This window comes from Pseudomonas sp. GL-RE-29, assembly GCF_019947275.1.
GTDB lineage: Bacteria > Pseudomonadota > Gammaproteobacteria > Pseudomonadales > Pseudomonadaceae > Aquipseudomonas > Aquipseudomonas fluorescens_A.
This window is the reverse complement of sequence record NZ_JAGYGD010000027.1, coordinates 1-23190: the sequence shown is the minus strand read 5'-3', so window position 1 is coordinate 23190 and position 23190 is coordinate 1. Positions and strand designations below refer to the sequence as shown.

Annotated in this window: 21 protein-coding genes; 11 read left to right on the top strand and 10 right to left on the bottom strand. The window is 59.3% G+C overall.

What is annotated here, in order from left to right:
- Window positions 1-321 precede the first annotated feature (321 nt).
- From dnaA to gyrB, 4 genes are read left to right on the top strand one after another with little or no spacing between them, the layout of a single operon-like run.
- Window positions 322-1839, top strand: coding sequence for a chromosomal replication initiator protein DnaA (gene dnaA / locus KGB21_RS20780; protein WP_034149404.1), 1518 nt, complete (start codon window positions 322-324; stop codon window positions 1837-1839).
- A gap of 39 nt (window positions 1840-1878) precedes the next feature.
- Window positions 1879-2982 (top strand): DNA polymerase III subunit beta, encoded by a 1104-nt coding sequence (dnaN, locus tag KGB21_RS20775; RefSeq protein WP_034149405.1) that lies wholly within the window; start codon window positions 1879-1881, stop codon window positions 2980-2982.
- 20 nt (window positions 2983-3002) lie between these two features.
- Window positions 3003-4106, top strand: coding sequence for a DNA replication/repair protein RecF (gene recF, locus KGB21_RS20770; RefSeq protein WP_008064628.1), 1104 nt, complete (start codon window positions 3003-3005; stop codon window positions 4104-4106).
- A 5-nt stretch (window positions 4107-4111) separates the two neighbouring features.
- On the top strand, window positions 4112-6529 hold the full coding sequence (gyrB, locus tag KGB21_RS20765; protein WP_223506564.1) for a DNA topoisomerase (ATP-hydrolyzing) subunit B: 2418 nt from the start codon (window positions 4112-4114) through the stop codon (window positions 6527-6529).
- 112 nt (window positions 6530-6641) lie between these two features.
- Here the strand turns inward: gyrB and KGB21_RS20760 are convergent, their stop codons facing one another.
- On the bottom strand, window positions 6642-7361 hold the full coding sequence (locus tag KGB21_RS20760) for a response regulator transcription factor (RefSeq protein ID WP_034149406.1): 720 nt from the start codon (window positions 7359-7361) through the stop codon (window positions 6642-6644).
- A 166-nt stretch (window positions 7362-7527) separates the two neighbouring features.
- Here KGB21_RS20760 and KGB21_RS20755 point away from each other — a divergent pair, with 166 nt between their 5' ends.
- Window positions 7528-9060: a sensor histidine kinase gene (locus KGB21_RS20755; protein ID WP_223506563.1), complete on the top strand. Its 1533-nt coding sequence runs from the start codon at window positions 7528-7530 to the stop codon at window positions 9058-9060.
- A gap of 180 nt (window positions 9061-9240) precedes the next feature.
- On the opposite strand, the gene KGB21_RS20750 is transcribed toward KGB21_RS20755, so the two are convergent.
- The 4 genes from KGB21_RS20750 to glyQ form a co-directional block, all read right to left on the bottom strand.
- A complete protein-coding gene (locus KGB21_RS20750) occupies window positions 9241-10020 on the bottom strand; it encodes a lysophospholipid acyltransferase family protein (RefSeq protein WP_223506562.1) in 780 nt (259 codons plus the stop codon).
- A gap of 84 nt (window positions 10021-10104) precedes the next feature.
- Window positions 10105-10638, bottom strand: a complete 534-nt coding sequence (gene gmhB / locus KGB21_RS20745; protein WP_034149409.1) for a D-glycero-beta-D-manno-heptose 1,7-bisphosphate 7-phosphatase — start codon at window positions 10636-10638, stop codon at window positions 10105-10107.
- 6 nt (window positions 10639-10644) lie between these two features.
- The gene (glyS, locus tag KGB21_RS20740) at window positions 10645-12699 is read right to left on the bottom strand and encodes a glycine--tRNA ligase subunit beta (RefSeq protein WP_034149410.1); all 2055 of its coding nucleotides are present in this window, start codon (window positions 12697-12699) and stop codon (window positions 10645-10647) included.
- The gene (gene glyQ / locus KGB21_RS20735; RefSeq protein WP_008155694.1) at window positions 12696-13649 is read right to left on the bottom strand and encodes a glycine--tRNA ligase subunit alpha; all 954 of its coding nucleotides are present in this window, start codon (window positions 13647-13649) and stop codon (window positions 12696-12698) included. The genes glyS and glyQ overlap by 4 nt, the downstream gene beginning before the upstream one ends.
- Before the next feature lie 80 nt (window positions 13650-13729).
- On the opposite strand from glyQ, the gene tag reads away from it, so the two are divergent.
- The 3 genes from tag (at window position 13730) to KGB21_RS20720 (ending at window position 15561) form a co-directional block, all read left to right on the top strand.
- The gene (gene tag, locus KGB21_RS20730; protein ID WP_034149411.1) at window positions 13730-14287 is read left to right on the top strand and encodes a DNA-3-methyladenine glycosylase I; all 558 of its coding nucleotides are present in this window, start codon (window positions 13730-13732) and stop codon (window positions 14285-14287) included.
- A gap of 40 nt (window positions 14288-14327) precedes the next feature.
- Window positions 14328-15215, top strand: coding sequence for a lysophospholipid acyltransferase (locus KGB21_RS20725; RefSeq protein WP_034149412.1), 888 nt, complete (start codon window positions 14328-14330; stop codon window positions 15213-15215).
- 106 nt (window positions 15216-15321) lie between these two features.
- Window positions 15322-15561, top strand: a complete 240-nt coding sequence (locus tag KGB21_RS20720) for a PilZ domain-containing protein (RefSeq protein ID WP_034149413.1) — start codon at window positions 15322-15324, stop codon at window positions 15559-15561.
- On the opposite strand, the gene KGB21_RS20715 is transcribed toward KGB21_RS20720, so the two are convergent.
- The 5 genes from KGB21_RS20715 to def form a co-directional block, all read right to left on the bottom strand.
- Window positions 15562-15876, bottom strand: a complete 315-nt coding sequence (locus tag KGB21_RS20715; protein ID WP_034149414.1) for a tetratricopeptide repeat protein — start codon at window positions 15874-15876, stop codon at window positions 15562-15564.
- 153 nt (window positions 15877-16029) lie between these two features.
- Window positions 16030-17403 carry a Trk system potassium transporter TrkA gene (trkA, locus tag KGB21_RS20710; protein ID WP_034149415.1) on the bottom strand — a complete coding sequence of 458 codons (1374 nt, stop codon included), beginning with the start codon at window positions 17401-17403 and terminating at the stop codon, window positions 16030-16032.
- A gap of 23 nt (window positions 17404-17426) precedes the next feature.
- Window positions 17427-18737, bottom strand: coding sequence for a 16S rRNA (cytosine(967)-C(5))-methyltransferase RsmB (rsmB, locus tag KGB21_RS20705; protein ID WP_223506561.1), 1311 nt, complete (start codon window positions 18735-18737; stop codon window positions 17427-17429).
- Entirely contained in the window at window positions 18734-19693 is a 960-nt protein-coding gene (gene fmt / locus KGB21_RS20700) for a methionyl-tRNA formyltransferase (protein ID WP_223506560.1), read from the bottom strand. Before fmt ends, rsmB begins: the two co-directional genes overlap by 4 nt.
- A 57-nt stretch (window positions 19694-19750) precedes the next feature.
- Entirely contained in the window at window positions 19751-20257 is a 507-nt protein-coding gene (gene def / locus KGB21_RS20695) for a peptide deformylase (RefSeq protein ID WP_034149418.1), read from the bottom strand.
- Between the two features lie 171 nt (window positions 20258-20428).
- Here def and KGB21_RS20690 point away from each other — a divergent pair, with 171 nt between their 5' ends.
- The 3 genes from KGB21_RS20690 to KGB21_RS20680 all read left to right on the top strand — a co-directional run.
- On the top strand, window positions 20429-21454 hold the full coding sequence (locus KGB21_RS20690) for a LysM peptidoglycan-binding domain-containing protein (RefSeq protein WP_223506559.1): 1026 nt from the start codon (window positions 20429-20431) through the stop codon (window positions 21452-21454).
- An 80-nt stretch (window positions 21455-21534) separates the two neighbouring features.
- The gene (gene dprA / locus KGB21_RS20685) at window positions 21535-22641 is read left to right on the top strand and encodes a DNA-processing protein DprA (protein WP_223506558.1); all 1107 of its coding nucleotides are present in this window, start codon (window positions 21535-21537) and stop codon (window positions 22639-22641) included.
- Between the two features lie 55 nt (window positions 22642-22696).
- Window positions 22697-23190 (top strand): L-threonylcarbamoyladenylate synthase (locus tag KGB21_RS20680; RefSeq protein ID WP_223506557.1); only part of this gene is annotated, 494 nt, incomplete at its 3' end.

Below are 23190 nucleotides of genomic sequence, written 5' to 3'. Positions count from 1 at the left end.
CCCTTATTTCTCCTGATGTACAAAGAATGACAACTACAGTGGAAAACCGTGTTCAGCCTGTGCTGCACTGTCGGATAACCTGTGTGTGAAACAGCCGGTTATCCACAGCCAGGTTATCCACCGAGTTTTACCCCCAGTTGTGCAATGAGCTCAGACCCGGTTATCCACAGAGCTTATGCACAGACCATTGGTCGTCTTTTTTGCGCATAAAACGTTGATTGATCCTGGATTGTGAGCAACCTTCGTGTGGATAAGTCGGCGTCTGGTCGTTACAATGGCCGCTTGTTTTTGCCTCACCGGCTTTCAACTTAGGGGATATCCGTGTCAGTGGAACTTTGGCAGCAGTGCGTGGAGCTTTTGCGCGATGAGCTGCCTGCCCAACAATTCAACACTTGGATCCGTCCACTACAGGTCGAAGCCGAAGGCGACGAGTTGCGTGTTTACGCACCCAATCGTTTTGTTCTGGACTGGGTCAACGAAAAATACCTCGGTCGTGTGATGGAGCTGCTGGACGAGCACGGCAACGGAATGGCGCCCGCGCTTTCCTTATTAATAGGCAGCAAGCGCAGTTCGGCGCCTCGTGCCGCGCCGAATGCTCCACTTGCCGCCGCAGCGTCCCAGGCTCAGGCCGCGTCTGCACCGGTCAGCACGCCGCCCCCGGCGCCAGCGCCAGCCAAGCGTGCGACGCAAAAAGTCGCCGAAGTCACTGAAGAAGAGCCTTCGCGCGATAGCTTCGATCCAATGGCCGGCGCCAGTTCCCAACAGGCTCCGGTTCGTTCGGAACAACGCACTGTGCAGGTTGAAGGCGCGCTCAAGCACACCAGCTACCTGAACCGCACTTTCACCTTCGAAAACTTCGTTGAGGGTAAATCCAACCAACTGGCCCGGGCTGCTGCCTGGCAAGTGGCGGATAACCCCAAGCACGGCTACAACCCGCTCTTCCTTTATGGTGGCGTGGGCCTGGGTAAAACCCACTTGATGCATGCTGTGGGTAACCACCTGTTAAAGAAGAATCCGAATGCCAAGGTTGTGTACCTGCATTCCGAGCGCTTCGTGGCGGATATGGTCAAGGCGCTGCAGCTGAACGCGATCAACGAGTTCAAGCGTTTCTACCGTTCGGTGGATGCATTGCTGATCGATGACATTCAGTTCTTCGCTCGCAAAGAACGTTCCCAGGAAGAGTTTTTCCACACCTTCAACGCCCTGCTTGAAGGTGGCCAGCAGGTCATTCTCACCAGTGACCGCTACCCGAAAGAAATCGAAGGACTTGAAGAGCGCCTGAAATCCCGCTTCGGCTGGGGCTTGACGGTCGCCGTCGAGCCGCCGGAACTGGAAACCCGTGTGGCGATCCTGATGAAGAAGGCCGATCAGGCCAAGGTCGAACTGCCCCACGATGCGGCATTCTTCATTGCCCAACGCATTCGTTCCAACGTCCGTGAACTGGAAGGCGCACTCAAACGCGTGATCGCCCACTCCCACTTCATGGGTCGCGATATCACCATCGAGCTGATTCGCGAGTCCTTGAAGGATCTGTTGGCGCTACAAGACAAACTGGTCTCTGTGGATAACATTCAGCGCACGGTCGCTGAGTACTACAAGATCAAGATCTCCGACCTGTTGTCCAAGCGTCGTTCGCGTTCGGTTGCCCGTCCGCGTCAGGTCGCCATGGCCTTGTCCAAGGAACTGACCAACCACAGCCTGCCGGAAATCGGCGATGTATTTGGCGGACGTGACCACACGACTGTTTTGCACGCCTGCCGCAAGATCAACGAACTTAAGGAATCCGACGCGGACATCCGCGAGGACTACAAGAACCTGCTGCGTACACTGACCACTTGATGAACACCAGCGCAGCTTATTAAGGCAAGGGACTAGACCATGCATTTCACCATTCAACGCGAAGCCCTGTTGAAACCCCTGCAACTGGTCGCAGGCGTCGTCGAGCGCCGCCAGACCTTGCCGGTGCTCTCCAACGTGCTGCTGGTTGTCGAAGGCCAGCAACTGTCGCTGACCGGTACCGACCTGGAAGTCGAACTGGTCGGTCGTGTTCAACTCGAAGAGCCTGCCGAGCCAGGGTCCATCACTGTGCCTGCGCGCAAGCTGATGGATATCTGCAAAAGCTTGCCGAACGATGCACTGATCGACATTAAGGTCGACGAGCAGAAGTTGGTGGTCAAGGCTGGCCGTAGCCGTTTCACCTTGTCGACCCTGCCGGCCAACGATTTCCCGACAGTGGAAGAAGGCCCGGGCTCGCTGACTTGCAGCCTGGAGCAAAGCAAGCTGCGTCGTTTGATCGAGCGCACCAGCTTCGCCATGGCCCAGCAGGACGTGCGTTATTACCTCAATGGCATGTTGCTGGAAGTTTCGGCCGGGATCATCCGCGCCGTGGCTACCGACGGTCACCGTCTGGCGATGTGCTCGATGCAGGCTGACATTGGTCAGCCGGATCGCCACCAGGTTATCGTGCCGCGCAAAGGTATTCTTGAGCTCGCGCGTTTGCTGACCGAGCCGGACGGCATCGTCAGCATCGTCCTCGGTCAGCACCACATTCGCGCCACCACCGGTGAATTCACCTTCACCTCGAAACTGGTCGACGGTAAATTCCCGGATTACGAGCGTGTTCTGCCGAAAGGCGGCGACAAGCTGGTACTCGGCGACCGTCAGGCGCTGCGCGAAGCCTTCAGCCGTACCGCGATTCTGTCCAACGAGAAGTACCGTGGTATCCGCCTGCAACTGGCCAACGGTCAGTTGAAAATCCAGGCGAATAACCCGGAGCAGGAAGAAGCGGAAGAAGAAGTGGGCGTTGAGTACAACGGCGGCTCGCTGGAAATCGGCTTCAACGTGAGCTACTTGCTCGACGTGTTGGGTGTGATGACCACCGAGCAGGTTCGTCTGATCCTGTCCGACTCCAACAGCAGCGCGCTGGTACAAGAGTCCGACAACGACGACTCGGCTTACGTTGTCATGCCGATGCGTCTGTAATCATGCTCAGCAGAAGCTAGATGTCCTTAAGTCGCGTCTCGGTCACCGCGGTGCGCAATCTGCACCCGGTGACCTTCTCCCCCTCTCCCCGAATCAACATTCTTTACGGCGCCAACGGCAGCGGCAAAACCAGTGTTCTGGAAGCCATTCACCTGCTGGGGCTTGCCCGTTCCTTTCGTAGCACCCGTCTGTTGCCGGTCATTCAATACGAGCAATTGGCATGCACAGTATTTGGACAGGTCGAGTTGGCCGAAGGCGGACACAGCGCTTTGGGGATATCAAGGGATCGCCAGGGCGAGTTCCAGATACGCATCGACGGACAGAACGCCCGCAGTGCAGCCCAACTGGCCGAGATCCTGCCGCTGCAGTTGATCAACCCGGACAGCTTCCGTTTGCTGGAAGGTGCTCCGAAGATTCGCCGTCAGTTTCTCGATTGGGGCGTGTTCCACGTGGAACCACGATTCATGTCCACCTGGCAGCGCTTGCAGAAGGCCCTGCGCCAGAGAAACTCTTGGCTGCGGCATGGTACACTTGACGCCGTTTCGCAAGCGGTTTGGGACAGGGAACTGTGCCAGGCCAGCGCTGAAATTGATGAATACCGCCGCGCCTATATCAAAGCCTTGAAACCTGTCTTTGAACAGACCTTGAGCGAGTTGGTTGAGCTTGAGGGCTTAACGCTCAGCTATTACCGAGGTTGGGACAAAGACCGTGAGCTGAGCGCTGTGCTCGCCGGGTCCCTGCAGCGGGATCAGCAGATGGGTCACACCCAGGCCGGACCACAACGGGCTGATTTGCGTCTCAGACTGGGCGCACACAATGCCGCGGACATCTTGTCCCGCGGCCAGCAGAAGTTGGTGGTTTGTGCATTGCGGATTGCCCAGGGGCACCTGGTCAGTCAGGCCCGACGCGGTCAGTGTATTTATCTGGTGGATGACTTGCCGTCCGAACTGGACGAGCAGCACCGCCGCGCGCTTTGCCGCTTGCTGGAAGACTTACGCTGCCAGGTGTTTATCACCTGTGTAGATCACGAATTATTGAGGGAAGGCTGGCAGACGGAAACGCCAGTCGCTCTGTTCCACGTGGAACAGGGCCGTATCACCCAGACACACGACCATCGGGAGTGAAGGCATTGAGCGAAGAAAATACGTACGACTCAACGAGCATTAAAGTGCTGAAAGGCCTGGATGCCGTACGCAAACGTCCCGGTATGTACATTGGCGACACCGACGATGGTAGCGGCCTGCACCACATGGTGTTCGAAGTCGTCGATAACTCGATCGACGAAGCTCTCGCCGGCCACTGCGACGACATCAGCATCATCATCCACCCGGATGAATCCATCACCGTTCGTGACAACGGCCGTGGTATCCCGGTAGACGTGCACAAAGAAGAAGGCGTCTCAGCAGCCGAGGTCATCATGACCGTGCTGCACGCCGGCGGTAAGTTCGATGACAACTCCTACAAAGTTTCCGGCGGTCTGCACGGTGTAGGTGTTTCGGTAGTTAACGCTCTTTCCGAACAACTGGTCCTGACGGTTCGTCGTAGCGGCAAGATCTGGGAACAGACCTACGTACACGGTGTTCCGCAAGAGCCGATGAAAATCGTTGGCGACAGCGAAACCACTGGTACCCAGATTCACTTCAAGGCTTCCAGCGAAACCTTCAAGAATATCCACTTCAGCTGGGACATCCTGGCCAAGCGGATTCGTGAGCTGTCCTTCCTCAACTCCGGTGTCGGTATCGTCCTCAAGGACGAGCGCAGCGGCAAGGAAGAGCTGTTCAAGTACGAAGGTGGTCTGCGTGCGTTCGTTGAATACCTGAACACTAACAAGACTCCAGTCAACCAGGTGTTCCACTTCAACATCCAGCGCGAAGACGGCATTGGCGTGGAAATCGCCCTGCAGTGGAACGACAGCTTCAACGAGAATCTGTTGTGCTTCACCAACAACATTCCGCAGCGCGACGGCGGTACTCACCTGGTCGGTTTCCGTTCCGCTCTGACGCGTAACCTGAACACCTACATCGAAGCTGAAGGTCTGGCGAAGAAGCACAAAGTCGCGACTACCGGTGACGATGCCCGTGAAGGCCTGACCGCGATCATTTCGGTAAAGGTGCCGGATCCGAAGTTCAGCTCCCAGACCAAAGACAAGCTGGTCTCTTCCGAAGTGAAGACCGCGGTCGAACAGGAAATGGGCAAGTACTTCTCCGACTTCCTGCTGGAAAACCCGAACGAAGCCAAACTGGTCGTCGGCAAGATGATCGACGCAGCTCGTGCCCGTGAAGCGGCGCGCAAGGCTCGTGAGATGACCCGCCGCAAAGGCGCGCTGGACATCGCCGGCCTGCCGGGCAAACTGGCTGACTGCCAGGAAAAAGACCCTGCCCTGTCCGAACTGTACCTCGTGGAAGGTGACTCTGCTGGCGGCTCCGCCAAGCAGGGTCGTAACCGCAAGACCCAGGCAATTCTGCCCCTCAAGGGTAAAATCCTGAACGTCGAGAAAGCGCGTTTCGACAAGATGATCTCTTCCCAGGAAGTAGGTACCTTGATCACCGCGCTGGGTTGCGGCATCGGCCGCGACGAGTACAACATCGAAAAACTGCGCTATCACAACATCATCATCATGACCGATGCTGACGTCGACGGTTCGCACATCCGTACCCTGCTGCTGACCTTCTTCTTCCGTCAGCTGCCGGAGCTGATCGAGCGTGGCTACATCTACATCGCTCAGCCGCCGCTGTACAAAGTGAAGAAAGGCAAGCAAGAGCAATACATCAAAGACGACGACGCCATGGAAGAGTACATGACGCAGTCGGCCCTGGAAGATGCGAGCCTGCACCTGAACGAAGAGGCCCCGGGTATCTCCGGTGAAGCCCTTGAGCGTCTGGTGAATGACTTCCGCCTGGTGATGAAGACCCTCAAGCGCCTGTCGCGCCTGTACCCACAGGAACTGACCGAGCACTTCATCTACCTGCCGGCCGTCAGCCTGGAGCAACTGTCCGACCACGCAGCCATGCAGGATTGGCTGGCCCAGTACGAAGTGCGTCTGCGTACCGTCGAGAAGTCGGGTCTGGTGTACAAGGCCAGCCTGCGTGAAGACCGTGAACGTAACGTCTGGCTGCCAGAGGTCGAATTGATCTCCCACGGCCTGTCGAACTACGTCACCTTCAACCGCGACTTCTTCGGCAGCAACGATTACAAGACCGTGGTTTCCCTTGGTGCTCAGCTGAGCACCTTGCTGGACGACGGCGCGTACATTCAGCGCGGCGAGCGCAAGAAGCAGGTCACCGAGTTCAAGGAAGCCCTTGAGTGGCTGATGGCCGAAAGCACCAAGCGCCATACCATCCAGCGATACAAAGGTCTGGGTGAGATGAACCCGGATCAGCTGTGGGAAACCACCATGGATCCCGGCTCGCGCCGCATGCTCAAAGTGACCATCGAAGACGCCATTGGCGCGGACCAGATCTTCAACACCCTGATGGGTGATGCGGTCGAACCACGTCGTGACTTCATCGAAAGCAACGCATTGGCGGTTTCTAACCTGGATTTCTGATCCAGTAAGCCCGCTAAACTAAAAAGGGCCAACGCGTGTGCGTTGGCCCTTTTTTTATGAGATCAAAAGATCATCCGAGCGCGGCCCGAGCCTTCGGCAGCTCCTACAGCGTTTATTCGCTCGCTGTGGCCACACTCTCCAGCCGATACCCATACCCATAAATCGTCAGCAGCTGCCATCCACGGTCAGCGGTCAGCCCCAGTTTGTTGCGCAAGCGATAGATGTGTGTATCCAGCGGCCGAGAAGAGTCCATTTCTTCGTGAGTCCAGAATCGCTGGTAGAGGTATTCCCGGGACAACGGCCGGCCCAGGTTGGTGAACAGGCAGCGCGCCAGTCGATATTCACGCTCCGTCATGACAATGGGGCTGCCCCCTCGCTTGACGGTTAACTCGGCATCATCGAACACCAGGTCATTGAAACTCAGCACTTCAGCCGCTGCGTTGCGTTGCTGACTGTGCCGACGCAGTACCGCCGCGACCCGGGCTTTCAGTTCGTTGGGGCGAAACGGTTTGCTGACGTAGTCATCGGCACCGGCATTCAAGGCCTGGACGATGTCACTCTCGGTGTCGCGACTGGTGAGCATGATCGCCGCCGGGGGCGCTTCCATGTGTTCGCGGGTCCAGCGCAGCAGTTCGAGACCGCTCAGGTCAGGCATTTGCCAGTCGAGGATAAGCAGGTCATAGGTTTCCCGGCGCAGCTGACGCAACAGGTCCTCTCCCCTCTCAAAACTGTGCAACGACCAGGCATCCTCCCCCGGTTCAGCCATCTGATGCAGGGTCTGTTCTACCCGGCGCAGTTCTGCCGGTTCATCGTCCAGTATCGCGACACGCATGTGCGGTATTCCTTGGGCTCGGGGGCGGTCCGTTGTGAACAGACAATAGCTACTCGGATAACGAAAGTAAAAGCAGCCCACCGTTGGTCGACGTCCGCTATGATTTCGATCATTCATTCAGAACGGTGAGCCATGGACGAATTTTACTGCTACGTCAGTGATGCCAATGATGAATGAGCGCCGGCGGGGACGCCGTGAGCCAACGCAGGTTCAGCGATTGTTCAGACAATTGCTGCGCGAATGGTTGTGGATAAGTCTGTTGCTGTTGCCGTTGACCGCTCTGCTCTCCTATCGCGCGCAAGTCAACTTGCACGATGGCACTCCGACGTTGGGAGTGATGCTCTCGGTCTTGCTGGTGATGTGCGTATTGGGACTGCTGCTGTGGTTGCCGCGCATGAAGCTTTGGATGACCCTCGGGGGCATGGCCGTTGCGTTTCTGGTTGATTTCGGTCTGGCGGAACTGCAGCCGTGGTGGTCACCGACCCCAAGCGTACTGGGTATGTTGTTGGCTTACCTGATCTGGAATTGGCGGCGTCTCAGCGTGGTGTTGACCTACTTCGGATGGGAATTGGCGCGTCTGGACGCTGAACCGAAAATATTCCCTGAACGCCGACGTACGCCGTTCCCCACCGGCGACCGCTTGCAGGGGCAAGTCATGGCGCTGGAGCAGGCCATGAGTCGCGCTCGCGACACCCATCGCTTCATTGCGGACGGTCTGGAGTATCTGCCAGTCGCCACGTTGATCAGTGACCCGAATGGCCGGATCCTGTTGGGTAACCGCAAGGCTCGTGAGCTGTTCAGTAATGATTTGGTGGGCGAAGACGTGCTTGAGCAAATGGCACGATTGGGCTATCCGGAACTGGTTAACGGCGCACCTGCTCTGTTATCTGAATTGCCGCTGCTGGAATTCCGCGACATCAAGGAGCGTAGCCTGCGCCTGGAGCGTGCGCCGTTGCTGCCAGTGGACGGGGAAACGCCGGTGGGTTGGCTGTTGAGCCTGACTGACCTCAGCGTCGAACGCGATGCAGAAGAACAACGCGGCGTCTTGTTGCGCTTCCTGTCACATGATCTGCGGGCACCCCATTCGGCGATTCTCGCCCTGCTTGATGTGCATCGCCAACAGGTGGGTGGCGATGCGCAGTTGTTTGATCAAATCGAGCTTCAGGTGCGCCGCGCATTGGATCTCACCGAAAGCTTCGTGCAGCTGGCGAGGGCCGAATCCGAAGCGTATGAATTTCAACCGAGCCTGTTTGCAATGATGGTGCTGGATGTCTTCGACCAGGCGTTGCCCATTGCCCAGCAGAAGCGGATCGAATTGCTCCAGCAAATAGACGTAGAGGCGCAGGAAAGTTTGGTCATGGCGGATCAGGCGCTGCTGACTCGGGCGCTGTTCAATTTGTTGGAAAACGCCATTAAATACAGCGCTCCCGGTACATCCGTCCGTTTAACAGTCAAGCGCGACGAAGGCTGGCTGACGTGTGAATTGGTCGACCAGGGCAAAGGCATTACCCCCAATGAACTACCCGATTTGTTCAGTCAGTACCGTCGTTTTTCATCGGCCCAGGGTATCGATGGTGTAGGACTTGGTCTGTCGATGGTGAAAGCAGTGGTGGATCGTCACGGGGGGCTGATTGGATGCCGAAGCGTGGTGGGTGAAGGGACTTGTTTCAGTCTTCGGTTGCCTCTGTTCGAAGAGTGAAACTCTCACATCAAGGGTATAAAAAAACCGGCTATATCAGCCGGTTTTTTTGCGCCCGAAAAAAACTTATGCACGTTTTTCGGAGATTTATCTGATTTTGAAATATGTATATAAATCATTACCTTAAAGATAAATTACGCCGCTTTTCTCACAAACGGTACACAGGTTATCCACAGAACCTCAGACAACCACTTGATCATTGGCAACGGGCGCTTGCGGAGCCGGTGGCAGAGAGCCCATTTCCCGTTGCATTTGTTCGTTCCAGGCCTGGACCCGATCGTTCAAATCGGCGATGGCTCGAGGGCCGCTGCCTTTGGCATACATCGGTTCGCCAATGATTACGGTGATGACACCCTGGTTCTTTTTCCAACCGGTTTTCGGCCAGAATTTGCCGGCATTGTGTGCAATCGGCAGCACCGGCAGATCGGCATTCACCGCCAACGCGGTGCCGCCCCGGGAGAATTTGCCGATGGTGCCGTAGGGAACGCGCGTGCCTTCGGGGAAGATCAGCACCCAGACGTTGTCCTTGAGCAGTTCGTCGCCCTTCTTCGCTACGTGCTTGAGAGCGGCTTTCGGGTTGTCACGGTCGATGGCAATTGGCCGCAGCATGGCCATCGCCCAACCGAAAAACGGCACATAAAGCAGTTCACGCTTGAGCACCTGGCTCAGCGGTGAGAAATAGGCGGAGAGAAAGAAAGTCTCCCAGGTGCTCTGGTGGTTCGACTGGATTACGCAGGGACGATCCGGCACGTTGTGCTCGCCCTTCACTTCGTAGCGAATACCCAGGAACACCTTGCTCAACCACAAGGCGCAGCGGCACCAATAGACATTGATGAAGCGATAGCGCGCCTTGAACGGCAAAAAGGGCGCGATAAAAAAACTCAGGCTGCACCACAGCAAGGAGCTGGTGCCCAGCAGCAGGTAAAAGAGAAAGGTCCTGATGGCCTGCAATATCGACATGGTGACGTTTACCGTTGCGGGCAACACCCGCCTGTATAAAGCGCACTCCTGATCAATCCTTTATCAGGAAATATCAGAAGCACTCTAATTGTGGATAAGTTCTGCGGCAATCGCCGCCAGATCGTCAAAAATCAATGTGCCAGCCGGAAGGGTCTTGCCCAAAGTCTTTTCGCCTTTCCCGGTCTTTACCAAAACTGGCTGTGAATCGACGGCTTTGGCGGCTTCCAGGTCACCGAGACTATCGCCGACGAACCAGAGATCGGTCAGCGATACGTTGTAATGTGCGGCGATGCTTTTCAGCATCCCGGGTTTTGGCTTGCGGCAGTCACAACCTTCGTCTGGCCCATGGGGACAGTAGACGATCAGCCCGACTTCGCCGCCCTGCTCCGCCACCAGCGAGCGCAAGCGCTCATGCATGGCGTCCAGGGTAGCGATGTCGTAATAGCCGCGAGCGATGCCCGACTGGTTGGTAGCGACCGCTACCGTCCAGCCGGCCTTGCTCAACTGCGCGATGGCTTCGATCGAACCGGGGAGTGGAATCCACTCCTCCACCGACTTGATGTAAGCGTCGGAGTCAAAGTTGATCACCCCGTCCCGATCGAGAATCAGCAGTTTCAAACAGTCTTACCCCAGCAACGAAATGTCGGCGACGCCGAGGAACAAGCCACGCAGACGCGCCAGCAGTGCATAACGGTTGGCGCGCACATTGGCGTCATCCGCGTTGACCATCACCGCTTCAAAGAACGCGTCCACCGGCTCGCGCAAGGCAGCCAGGCGTGCCAGCGATTCGCTGTACTGACGCGCCGCAGCCATTGGCTGGACAGCCTGGTCTGCCTGCTGGATTGCCGAGTACAGGGAGAACTCGTTGGCGTTGTCGAAGTACTTCGCTTCCACCACGGTTGGCACGGAGCCTTCGACCTTGCTCAGCAGGTTCGAAACGCGCTTGTTGACGGCGGCCAGGGCAGCGGCTTCCGGCAGTTTGCGGAAGGCCTGCACGGCTTGCACACGTTGATCGAAGTCCAGCGCCGAACCCGGCTTAAGGGCACGAACCGACAGGTAGGTCGCGACATCGACGCCTTCGTCTTCGTAACGGGCACGCAGACGATCGAAGATGAACTCCAGCACCGAATCGTTCAGGCCGGTAGCCTTGACCTTGGCGCCGAACGCATTCACGGCGAAGGCCACGGCGTCGTTCAGGTCCAGATCCAGTTGTTTCTCGATCAGAATACGCAGCACGCCCAGCGCGGCACGGCGCAGTGCATACGGGTCTTTGCTGCCGGTCGGCAACATGCCGATGCCGAAAATGCCGACCAGCGTGTCGAGCTTGTCCGCGATGGCCACGGCCGCACCGGTCAGGGTGCTTGGCAGCTCAGCGCCGGCACCGCGCGGCATGTATTGCTCGTTCAGCGCCAGGGCAACATCTTCCGGCTCGCCATCGTTGAGGGCGTAGTAGTAACCGGCGACACCTTGCATCTCCGGGAACTCGCCAACCATCTCGGTCGACAGGTCGCACTTGGACAGCAAGCCTGCACGAGCGGCCCATGCGGCGTTGCCGCCGATGCGTTGCGCGATGTAAGCGGCCAGTTTGGAAACGCGCTCGGCCTTGTCGTAGACGCTGCCGAGTTTTTCCTGGAACACCACGTTTTGCAGGCGCTGGTTGAAGTCTTCGAGTTTCTGCTTCTTGTCTTGCTTGAAGAAGAACTCGGCGTCGGTCAGGCGTGGGCGAACCACTTTCTCGTTACCGGCGATGATCTGCTGCGGGTCTTTGCTCTCGATGTTGGCCACGGTAATGAAACGTGGCAGCAACTTGCCGTCGGCATCCAGCAGGCAGAAGTACTTCTGGTTGTCCTGCATGGTGGTGATCAGCGCTTCTTGCGGCACGTCGAGGAAGCGTTCTTCGAACGAGCACACCAGCGGCACTGGCCACTCGACCAGCGCGGTCACTTCGTCGAGCAGGTCTGGTGGCACGATCGCGGTGCCTTCCTGGCGGGTCGCCAGCTCTTCGGTGCGCTTGCTGATGATCTCGCGACGCTCGTTGGCATCGGCCAATACATAAGCGGCACGCAGGTCAGCCAGGTAGCTGGACGGCGAACCGATACGCACGCTTTCCGGGTGATGGAAGCGGTGACCACGGGAATCGCGGCCGGACTTCTGGGCGAGGATGGTGCAGTCGATGACCTGGTCACCGAGCAGCATCACCAGCCATTGGGTCGGACGAACGAATTCTTCCTTGCGCGCGCCCCAGCGCATGCGCTTGGGAATCGGCAGGTCGTTGAGGGAATCTTCGACGATGGTCGGCAGCAGGCTCGCGGTCGGCTTGCCGGCGATGCTCTGGCTGTAGCGCAGTTTAGGGCCGCTCTGATCGATTTCGCTCAGGTCGACGCCGCACTTCTTGGCAAAGCCCAGTGCTGCTTGAGTCGGGTTGCCTTCGGCATCGAAAGCGGCCTGACGTGGCGGGCCATCGAGGTTGATGCTGCGATCCGGCTGCTGGGTGGCCAGCGACGTGATCAGCACCGCCAGACGACGTGGCGCGGCATAAACGGTTTTGGTCTCGTAGTTCAGGCCGGCAGCTTGCAGGCCCTTGTCGATACCGGCAAGAAACGCCTCGGCCAGGGTGTTCAGGGCCTTGGGTGGCAGTTCTTCAGTGCCCAGTTCAACCAGAAAATCCAGAGCACTCATTGTGCAGCCTCCAGCTTGGCCAGTACTTCGTCACGCAGGTCCGGGGTCGCCATCGGGAAGCCCAGCTTGGCGCGAGCCAGCAGGTAGGCTTGCGCAACGGAACGCGCCAGGGTACGTACACGCAGAATGTATTGCTGACGCGCGGTTACCGAGATTGCCCGGCGCGCATCCAGCAGGTTGAAGGTATGGGACGCCTTCAACACCATTTCGTAGCTCGGCAACGGCAGCGGCTGGTCGAGCTCGATCAGGCGCTTGGCTTCGCTTTCGTAGAAGTCGAACAGCTCGAACAGCTTCTCGACGTTGGCGTGTTCGAAGTTGTAAGTGGACTGCTCCACTTCGTTCTGGTGGAACACGTCGCCGTAGGTCACTTTGCCCATCGGGCCGTCAGCCCAGACCAGGTCGTAGACCGAGTCCACGCCTTGCAGGTACATGGCCAGACGCTCAAGACCGTAGGTGATCTCGCCAGTCACCGGGTAGCACTCGATGCCGCCCGCTTGCTGGAAGTAAGTGAACTGGGTCACTTCCATGCCGTTGAGCCAGACTTCCCAGCCCAGACCCCAGGCGCCGAGGGTCGGCGATTCCCAGTTGTCTTCGACGAAGCGAATGTCGTGGACCAGCGGGTCCAGACCGACATGCTTGAGGGAGCCCAGGTACAGTTCCTGGAAGTTGTCCGGGTTCGGCTTCAGGACTACCTGGAACTGGTAGTAGTGCTGCAGACGGTTCGGGTTTTCGCCGTAGCGGCCGTCAGTCGGACGACGACTTGGCTGCACATAGGCGGCGTTCCAGGTTTCCGGGCCAATGGCGCGCAGGAATGTTGCGGTGTGGAAAGTGCCGGCGCCTACTTCCATATCGTAGGGCTGAAGTACCACACAACCTTGCTCGGCCCAGTATTGCTGGAGGGCGAGGATCAAGTCTTGGAAGGTACGCACGGCTGGCGTAGGCTGGCTCACGAATTCACCTGTTTCTTGGGCTGCGATTTAAAGAGCGGGAGTATACCCGATTCGATGCTGCGCACGCCCCCTGGAGCCTTATGCCACGCTGCTTTTGGTGTTCCGAAGATCCGCTGTACATGGCTTATCACGATCAGGAGTGGGGCACGCCGCTACGCGATGCGCAGGGTTTGTTCGAGTTGCTTTTGCTCGAAGGGTTCCAGGCCGGGCTTTCCTGGATCACCGTGTTGCGCAAACGCGAGCACTATCGCCAGGTGATGTACGGCTTCGACGTGCAGCGCGTGGCGCAGATGAGCGATGCCGAAATCGAGGAATTGATGCTCGATCCGGGCATCATTCGCAATCGCCTCAAACTCAATGCAGCCCGGCGCAATGCCCAGGCCTGGCTGGCGCTGGAGGACCCGGTGGCGTTTCTCTGGTCCTTCGTCGGCAATGTGCCGAAGATCAATCATTTCAAGGACCGTACCGAAGTCCCCGCCATCACGCCGGAAGCGGTGGAAATGAGCAAAGGCCTGAAAAAGGCCGGCTTCACCTTCGTCGGTCCGACCATTTGCTACGCGCTGATGCAGGCCTGCGGCATGGTCATGGACCATACGCAGGATTGCGACCGCTACGCGCTGCTGGCGAACGGCGGTTAGAATAGCCGCCTCGCGCGCAGCACAAGATCAGGAGTGACCTGTGGATAAGTTAAAAGGCGCCTTGCTGGTAGGCGCTCTGCGGCTGTTTGCCCTGCTCCCGTGGCGGGCAGTGCAGGCAGCCGGGTCGGCGATCGGCTGGTGTATGTGGAAATTCCCCAACCGCTCCCGGGACGTGGTGCGGATCAACCTCGCCAAGTGTTTTCCGGAAATGGACCCCGCCGAGCGCGAGCGCCTGGTCGGCCAGAGCCTGAAGGACATCGGCAAGTCCCTGACCGAAAGTGCCTGCGCCTGGATCTGGCCGGCCCAGCGCTCCATTGATCTGGTGCGCGAAGTCGAAGGTCTCGACGTATTGAAGGAAGCCCTCGCCTCCGGCAAAGGCGTCGTTGGCATCACCAGCCACCTGGGCAACTGGGAAGTGCTCAACCACTTCTATTGCAGCCAGTGCAAGCCGATCATCTTCTACCGTCCGCCGAAATTGAAGGCGGTGGATGAATTGCTGCAAAAGCAACGGGTGCAATTGGGCAACAAGGTGGCCGCGTCCACCAAGGAAGGCATCCTCAGCGTCATCAAGGAAGTGCGCCGAGGTGGTGCAGTGGGTATTCCCGCTGACCCGGAACCGGCCGAATCCGCCGGGATCTTCGTGCCGTTCTTTGCCACTCAGGCGCTGACCAGCAAATTTGTGCCAAACATGCTCGCTGGCGGAAAAGCGGTCGGCGTGTTCCTGCATGCCCTGCGGCTGCCGGACGGTTCGGGTTACAAAGTGATCCTCGAAGCCGCGCCGGAAGCCATGTACAGCACCGATACCGAGACGTCCTGCGCGGCGATGAGCCAAGTGGTCGAGCGCTATGTACGGGCCTATCCGAGCCAGTATATGTGGAGCATGAAGCGCTTCAAGAAACGTCCGCCCGGCGAAGAACGCTGGTACTGACCGACTTGGCACACTCTGTGGATAACCTGTAGGAGCTGCCGCAGGCTGCGATTTTTTGATCTTGCTTTGCGGCTTATCCACACCCCGTTCATTAGGGCGCAAAAAGATGTCCGAACACCGCAAATCATTTCGCATCAAGATCAGTCACGAAAGCTTCGGCGATTGCCTGGGCCAGACCCGCAATCTCTCGACCACGGGTGTCTACGTCAAACATCCGGCCTTGTCGGCACTGCCCAGGGGCGCGGTGGTCTACGGCCAGGTGCAGGACTTACCCACAAGCGCGCCGCGGGTGCGTATGGAAGTGGTGCAGGTAGATGCCGAAGGCATTGGTTTGCGCTATCTCTGATCAGGGCGCCTGACGGTCGAGTTTCTTCAGGAACACCGTCATTTCCTTCTCGGCCTGCTTGTCGCCATGGGCAGTGGCGGCTTCCAGGCCTTGCTCCCAGGCCCGGCGCGCAGCCGCATGGTCCGCCAACGCCAGGTGGGCCTTGCCCAATAGCTTCCACGCCGCCGAATACTTTGGATCAATTTCCACACAACGCTGGAAATGCTCCACAGCCTTGGCGTTCTCCCCCAGATCCAGATAACCCTTGCCCAGGCCGAAGCGCAGCAACGAGTTATCCACACCCTTGGCGAGCATTTTTTCCAGGGATTCGATCATGAACACTTTCCTTTGAGAGTAGAAAACTCTGTGGCGAGCGAGCTTGCTCCCGCTCGAGCGCGAAGCGGTCGCCTTTTAGACACCGTGTTCAGATGTTTCGCGACTGCTGCGCAGCCGAGCGGGAGCAAGCTCCCTCGCCACAAAAGATCAGGATCAGAAAAAGCTCAGCCCCACATGGAACAGCTTCTCCACATCCCGAATGTGCTTTTTATCCACAAGGAACAAAATCACGTGGTCGCCGGTTTGGATCACCGTGTCATCGTGGGCAATGATCACCTCTTCATCGCGGATTATCGCGCCAATGGTGGTGCCCGGTGGCAGGCCGATGTTCTCGATGGCCTTGCCGATGACCTTGCTCGATTTCGCATCGCCATGGGCAATTGCCTCGATGGCCTCTGCCGCGCCGCGGCGCAGTGAGTGCACGCTGACGATATCGCCGCGCCGCACGTGGGCGAGCAAGGTGCCGATGGTCGCCAGTTGCGGGCTGATGGCGATGTCGATGTCGCCGCCCTGGATCAAGTCGACATAGGCCGGGTTGTTGATGATGGTCATCACCTTCTTCGCGCCCAGCCGCTTGGCCAGCAGCGACGACATGATATTGGCCTCGTCATCGTTGGTCAGGGCCAGGAAGATGTCCGCATCGGCGATGTTCTCTTCCAGCAGCAAGTCGCGGTCTGAGGCACTGCCCTGCAAGACCACGGTGCTGTCGAGGGTGTCCGAGAGATGGCGGCAGCGCGCCGGGTTCATCTCGATGATCTTCACCTGGTAGCGGCTTTCGATGGCTTCGGCCAACCGCTCGCCGATCTGCCCGCCGCCGGCGATAACGATGCGTTTGTAGGTTTCGTCGAGGCGACGCATTTCACTCATGACTGCACGAATGTTCGCGCGGGCGGCGATGAAGAATACTTCGTCATCCGCCTCGATCACCGTATCGCCTTGCGGCAGGATCGGCCGGTCACGGCGAAAAATCGCCGCGACGCGGGTTTCGACGTTCGGCATGTGCTCGCGCAACTGCCGCAATTGCTGACCCACCAGTGGCCCGCCGTAGTAGGCGCGCACCGCGACCAGTTGCGCCTTGCCTTCGGCGAAGTCGATCACCTGCAAGGCGCCCGGATGCTGGATCAGACGCTTGATGTAGTTGGTGACCACTTGCTCCGGGCTGATCAATACGTCCACCGGAATCGCTTCGTTATCGAAGAGCTCGGTCTTGGTCAGGTACGCGGCTTCACGGACCCGGGCGATCTTGGTCGGCGTGTGGAACAGGGTGTGGGCGACCTGACAGGCCACCATGTTGGTTTCGTCGCTGCTGGTCACGGCGACCAGCATGTCGGCGTCGTCCGCGCCGGCCTGGCGCAGAATCGTCGGCAGTGAGCCACGACCCTGTACCGTGCGGATGTCCAGCCGGTCGCCGAGGTCGCGCAGGCGTTCGCCATCGGTGTCGACGACGGTGATGTCGTTGGCCTCGCTGGCCAAGTGTTCCGCTAGCGAACCGCCGACCTGCCCCGCTCCGAGGATGATGATTTTCATCCAGTCACTCCGTTGAATCCATTTTAGCCGCGCGCGGCGGCGATCTTGATCAGCTTGGCGTAGTAGAAGCCGTCGTGCCCGCCTTCCTGGGCCAGCAACTGGCGACCATGGGGCTGCTTGATGCCGGCCTGTGTGGCGAGGTCCAGCTCACGGGCGCCTGGTGTGCGGGCGAGGAAGGCCGCGATGACTTCGGTGTTTTCGGTCGGCAGCGTCGAGCAGGTGGCGTAGAGCAAGATGCCGCCCACTTCCAGGGTCGTCCACATGGCGTCGAGCAACTCGCCTTGCAACACCGCCAGTGCGGCAATGTCGTCGGGTTGGCGAGTGAGCTTGATGTCCGGGTGACGGCGAATCACGCCGGTGGCCGAGCAAGGAGCGTCCAACAGGATGCGCTGGAACGGTTTGCCGTCCCACCACGCCTGAGTGTCGCGGCCGTCGGCGGCGATCAGTTCGGCGCTCAGGCCCAGGCGTTCGAGGTTTTCCCGCACGCGTACCAGTCGCTTGGCTTCCAGGTCTACCGCCACGACACCGGCCAGTTTTGGCTCGGCTTCGAGGATATGGCAGGTCTTGCCGCCCGGCGCGCAGCAGGCGTCGAGCACCCGTTGGCCGGGGGCGAGGTCGAGCAGATCGGCGGCCAGTTGCGCGGCTTCATCCTGCACGCTGATCCAGCCTTCGGCGAAGCCCGGCAGGCTGCGCACGTCGGCGGCGGCGTCGAGGATGATGCCATCGCGGCTGTACTCGCATGCACTGGCGGCGATGCCCGCTTCGCTCAGCAAGCCAAGGTAGGCGTCACGGCTGTGATGACGACGGTTGACCCGCAGAATCATTGGCGGGTGCGCATTGTTCGCCGCGCAAATGGCTTCCCATTGCTCAGGCCAGAAAGCCTTGAGGGATTTTTGCAGCCAGCGCGGGTGAGCGGTGCGCACCACCGGATCACGCTCCAGCTCGGCGAAAATCGTTTCGCTTTCACGCTGGGCATTACGCAACACCGCGTTGAGCAAGGCCTTGGCCCAGGGTTTTTTCAGCTTGTCGGCACAACCGACGGTTTCGCCGATGGCGGCGTGGGCCGGAACGCGGGTGTAGAGCAATTGATAGAGGCCGACCAGCAGCAGCGCTTCGACATCGGCGTCCGCAGCCTTGAACGGCTTCTGCAACAGTTTGGCCGCCAGCGCCGACAAACGCGGCTGCCAGCGAGCGGTGCCGAAGGCCAGGTCCTGGGTAAAACCGCGATCCCGGTCCTCAACCTTGTCCATCTGCGTGGGCAGCGAACTGTTGAGCGAAGCTTTGCCGCTCAGGACTGCGGCGAGTGCCTTGGCGGCGGCCAGACGCGGATTCATTGAGCGTCCGCCGCTTGACCGAGCACCGTGCCGACGGCGAACTTCTCGCGACGGCTGTTGAACAGGTCACTGAAGTTCAAAGCCTTGCCACCGGGCAATTGCAGGCGGGTCAGACACAGCGCCTGCTCACCGCAGGCGACGATCAGGCCGTCCTTGCTGGCGCCGAGGATTTCACCCGGTGCGCCCTTCCCTTCAGCCAGGCTCGCGGCCAGCACTTTCAGCGCTTCGCCGTTCAAGGTGCTGTGAGTGATCGGCCAAGGGTTGAAGGCACGGACCAGACGCTCAAGCTCAACCGCCGGACGAGCCCAGTCAATGCGGGCTTCATCCTTGTTCAATTTGTGCGCGTAAGTGGCGAGGCTGTCGTCTTGCACTTCGCCTTCCAGCGTTCCGGCAGCGAGGCCGGCGATCGCCTGAATGACGGCGGGCGGCCCCATTTCGGCCAGACGGTCGTGCAGACTGCCGCCGGTGTCTTCGGCGCTGATCGGCGTGGTGACTTTGAGCAGCATCGGCCCGGTGTCGAGGCCGGCTTCCATGCGCATCACGGTCACACCGCTTTCAGCGTCGCCCGCTTCGACGGCGCGCTGGATCGGTGCCGCACCGCGCCAGCGTGGCAGCAGCGAGGCGTGGCTGTTGATGCAGCCCAGGCGCGGGATATCCAGCACCACTTGCGGCAGGATCAGGCCGTAGGCGACCACCACCATCAAGTCCGGCTTCAGCGCGGCCAGTTCGGCCTGAGCCTCTTCGTTGCGCAACGTGGGTGGTTGCAGCACCGCAATGTTGTTCTCCAGAGCAAGCTGTTTGACCGGGCTCGGCATCAGCTTCTGCCCACGACCTGCCGGGCGGTCCGGTTGGGTGTAGACGGCGACGATCTCGTAAGGGCTGTCGAGCAGGGCCTTGAGGTGTTCGGCGGCGAATTCCGGGGTGCCGGCAAAGACGATGCGCAGTGGCTCAGTCATTCATGAAGTCTCTTGAAAAGAAAAAGGCTTGCCGCAGCAAGCCTTTGAAGATGGGCATCAGGCGTTCTGGCGATGGAGCTTTTCCAGTTTCTTCTTGATGCGGTCGCGTTTGAGCGTGGACAGGTAATCGACGAACAATTTGCCATTGAGGTGGTCGCATTCGTGCTGGATGCACACGGCGAGCAAATCTTCGGCGATCAGTTCGTAAGGCTGGCCGTCGCGGTCCAGAGCCTTGACCTTGACCCGTTGCGGGCGATCGACGTTTTCGTAGAAGCCCGGTACCGAAAGGCAGCCTTCCTGGTACTGGCCCATGTCGTCGGTCAGCGGTTCGAGCTCGGGGTTGATGAACACTCGCGGCTCGGTGCGGTCTTCGGAGAGGTCCATCACGACGATACGTTTGTGCACGTTGACCTGGGTCGCGGCGAGGCCGATGCCCGGTGCTTCATACATTGTTTCAAACATGTCATCGACCAACTGACGCACTTCGTCGTCCACTACGGCCACCGGTTTGGCGATAGTGCGCAGGCGCGGGTCAGGGAATTCGAGGATGTTCAAAATGGCCATAAGCTTGATGACTGCACGTGTGAAGTAAGGTCGGGTCGATGGCCTGGCGGGTCCGAAGATGCAGGCTACCGTTGTAAAACGTAGCTCCCTTCTTTCGATAAGCAAGCCGGGAGCGAGCCACTGACGGCTCTGGCGTTTCACGCGAACGTACATAATAAAGGGATTCACCGCATGAGGAAATCACTACTCGCCCTGCTGCTTCTGGCGTCGGCCGGTTTGGCGCACGGGCAAGTGCAACTCAAGGAAGGTTTTCCACAGCAATACACCGTCGTAGCGGGCGACACGCTCTGGGGGATCTCGGGGAAATTCCTTCGCGAACCGTGGCAGTGGCCCGAGCTCTGGCAAGCCAATCCGCAGATCGAAAACCCTAACCTCATCTACCCCGGCGACTCGCTGTCGCTGGTCTACGTCAACGGCGAGCCACGCCTGACCCTTAATCGCGGCGCCTCCCGAGGCACCATCAAGCTATCGCCACGCGTGCGCAGTAGCCCGGTGGCCGAGGCGATCCCGAGCATTCCGCTGAAATCGATCAACAGCTTTCTGCTGAGCAACCGTATCGTCGACAACGCCGAGGACTTCGACAAGGCGCCTTACATCGTGGCCGGTGATGCCGAACGGGTCCTCAGCGGCATCGGTGACCGCATCTTCGCCCGCGGCCACTTCGACCCGGCGCAACCGGTCTACGGCATCTTCCGTCAGGGCAAGGTCTACACCGATCCGCAGACCCAGGAGTTTTTGGGGATCAACGCCGATGACATTGGTGGAGGCGAAATCGTCGCTACCGAAGGCGACGTCGCCACCCTGGCACTACAACGCACCACCCAGGAAGTGCGCCTCGGCGACCGTTTATTCAGCGGTGAAGAGCGCTCGATCAACTCGACCTTCATGCCCAGTGCGCCGAAAACCGACATCAATGGCTTGATCATTGATGTGCCGCGTGGCGTGACGCAAATTGGCGCATTGGATGTGGTTACGTTGAACAAGGGCCAGCGTGACGGTCTGGCAGAGGGCAACGTTTTGGTGGTGATGAAAACCGGTGAAACCGTGCGCGACCGGATCACCGGCCAGTCGCTGAAAATTCCCGATGAACGCGCCGGCCTGTTGATGGTTTTCCGCACCTACGACAAGCTCAGCTACGGACTGGTGCTGAACGCATCACGTTCCTTGGCGGTAATGGACAAGGTGCGAAACCCGTAGCGTGCTTCACAAGTTACCAACAGAGTTATCCACAGCTTATTCCCGTTTGTACGGGTGCTCATAACGATCAAGGATGATCCATGTCGATGCCTGCTGCTGCACCGGTTTCCCCTGCGGAACTGGAAGCTCGTCTACGTCTTCACCGGTTGCCGGAACTTGGCCCGGCGCGTTTCAAGAAATTGCTGGAGGCCTTCGGTTCGGCGTCCAAAGCCATCAGCGCACCGGCCAGCGCCTGGCGTGCGTTGGGCCTGCCGCTGGCCTGTGCCGAGGCCCGGCGCAGTGCTGAAATCCGCGATGGCGCAAGCCATGCTTTGGCCTGGCTAGAGCGTCCTGGCCAGCATTTGCTGATGTTTGATCAAGCCGATTACCCGGCGCTGCTGGCTGAAATCAGCGATGCGCCGCCGCTGTTATTCGTGGCAGGTGATCCGGGCATTCTGGAGAAACCGCAACTGGCGATGGTGGGTAGCCGTCGTGCCTCACGACCGGGCATGGATACTGCCGCAGCGTTTTCGCGCAGCCTGGCTAGCGCCGGTTTTGTCGTGACCAGCGGTCTGGCTCTCGGTATCGACGCCGCCGCGCATCAGGCGGCGCTGGACGTTGGCGGGCAGACGGTCGGCGTGCTTGGCACGGGTCTTGAAAAGTTTTATCCACAGCGCAATAGACGGCTCGCCGATGCAATGATTGCCTCGGGCAGCGCGGTACTTTCGGAGTTCCCGCTGGACGCCGGCCCGACCGCCAGCAACTTCCCCCGGCGCAACCGAATCATCAGTGGACTGTCTCTTGGAGTGCTGGTGGTCGAGGCCAGTGTTGCCAGCGGTTCGTTGATCACCGCGAGGCTGGCGGCGGAACAGGGACGCGAGGTGTATGCGATTCCGGGATCGATCCATCACCCGGGCGCCAAGGGTTGCCACCAGTTGATCCGCGACGGTGCGGTGTTGGTGGAAACCATCGAACACATTCTTGAAGCCTTGCGCGGCTGGCAACAGCTGCCGTTATCCACAGAATCCGATGCGGGAGTGGTGTCCCATCCTTTGCTGGCATTGCTCCACGCCGCACCTCAAACCAGTGAAATGCTGGCTGACGCCAGTGGCTGGGCCTTGCCCAAAGTGCTGGCGGCGTTGACGGAGCTGGAAATGGACGGCCGCGCCGTGTGTGAAAACGGCCGCTGGTTTGCGCGGGTGAGCTAGGTTTTATAAGGAAGATCGGTAAACTGCGCAGAGCCTTATTCTGGAGAGTTTATTCATGGTCAACAGTTGGCGTGTGCAACAAGCCGCGCAAGCAGTTCGCGCCGGGGCGGTGATTGCCTACCCAACCGAAGCTGTCTGGGGTCTGGGGTGCGACCCGTGGGACGAAGAGGCAGTGGAGCGTTTGCTGCTGATCAAGGGCCGGTCTGTGGATAAAGGCCTGATTTTGGTCGCTGACAACATCCGCCAGTTCGACTTCCTGTTCGAAGATTTCCCCGAGCTGTGGATGGACCGCATGGCCAGTACCTGGCCGGGGCCGAACACCTGGCTGGTGCCGCATCAGAATATGTTGCCGGAGTGGATCACCGGCGTGCATGAAACCGTGGCGCTGCGGGTCAGCGATCACCCGCAGGTGCGGGATTTGTGCGCACTGGTCGGACCGCTGGTGTCGACGTCCGCCAACCCGCAGGGCCGCCCGGCGGCGCGCACGCGGATTCGCGTGGAGCAGTATTTCCGTGGGCAGATTGACCTGGTGCTGGGTGGGAATCTGGG

Excerpts from the sequence above, each read along its gene's own strand:
- dnaN (WP_034149405.1), top strand. The coding sequence starts at position 1,879 with ATGCATTTCACCATTCAACGCGAAGCCCTGTTGAAACCCCTGCAACTG.
- recF (WP_008064628.1), top strand. The coding sequence starts at position 3,003 with ATGTCCTTAAGTCGCGTCTCGGTCACCGCGGTGCGCAATCTGCACCCG.
- KGB21_RS20760 (WP_034149406.1), bottom strand. The coding sequence starts at position 7,361 with ATGCGTGTCGCGATACTGGACGATGAACCGGCAGAACTGCGCCGGGTA.
- KGB21_RS20755 (WP_223506563.1), top strand. The coding sequence starts at position 7,528 with ATGATGAATGAGCGCCGGCGGGGACGCCGTGAGCCAACGCAGGTTCAG.
- KGB21_RS20750 (WP_223506562.1), bottom strand. The coding sequence starts at position 10,020 with ATGTCGATATTGCAGGCCATCAGGACCTTTCTCTTTTACCTGCTGCTG.
- glyS (WP_034149410.1), bottom strand. The coding sequence starts at position 12,699 with ATGAGTGCTCTGGATTTTCTGGTTGAACTGGGCACTGAAGAACTGCCA.
- tag (WP_034149411.1), top strand. The coding sequence starts at position 13,730 with ATGCCACGCTGCTTTTGGTGTTCCGAAGATCCGCTGTACATGGCTTAT.
- KGB21_RS20720 (WP_034149413.1), top strand. The coding sequence starts at position 15,322 with ATGTCCGAACACCGCAAATCATTTCGCATCAAGATCAGTCACGAAAGC.
- KGB21_RS20715 (WP_034149414.1), bottom strand. The coding sequence starts at position 15,876 with ATGATCGAATCCCTGGAAAAAATGCTCGCCAAGGGTGTGGATAACTCG.
- trkA (WP_034149415.1), bottom strand. The coding sequence starts at position 17,403 with ATGAAAATCATCATCCTCGGAGCGGGGCAGGTCGGCGGTTCGCTAGCG.
- rsmB (WP_223506561.1), bottom strand. The coding sequence starts at position 18,737 with ATGAATCCGCGTCTGGCCGCCGCCAAGGCACTCGCCGCAGTCCTGAGC.
- fmt (WP_223506560.1), bottom strand. The coding sequence starts at position 19,693 with ATGACTGAGCCACTGCGCATCGTCTTTGCCGGCACCCCGGAATTCGCC.
- def (WP_034149418.1), bottom strand. The coding sequence starts at position 20,257 with ATGGCCATTTTGAACATCCTCGAATTCCCTGACCCGCGCCTGCGCACT.
- KGB21_RS20690 (WP_223506559.1), top strand. The coding sequence starts at position 20,429 with ATGAGGAAATCACTACTCGCCCTGCTGCTTCTGGCGTCGGCCGGTTTG.
- dprA (WP_223506558.1), top strand. The coding sequence starts at position 21,535 with ATGTCGATGCCTGCTGCTGCACCGGTTTCCCCTGCGGAACTGGAAGCT.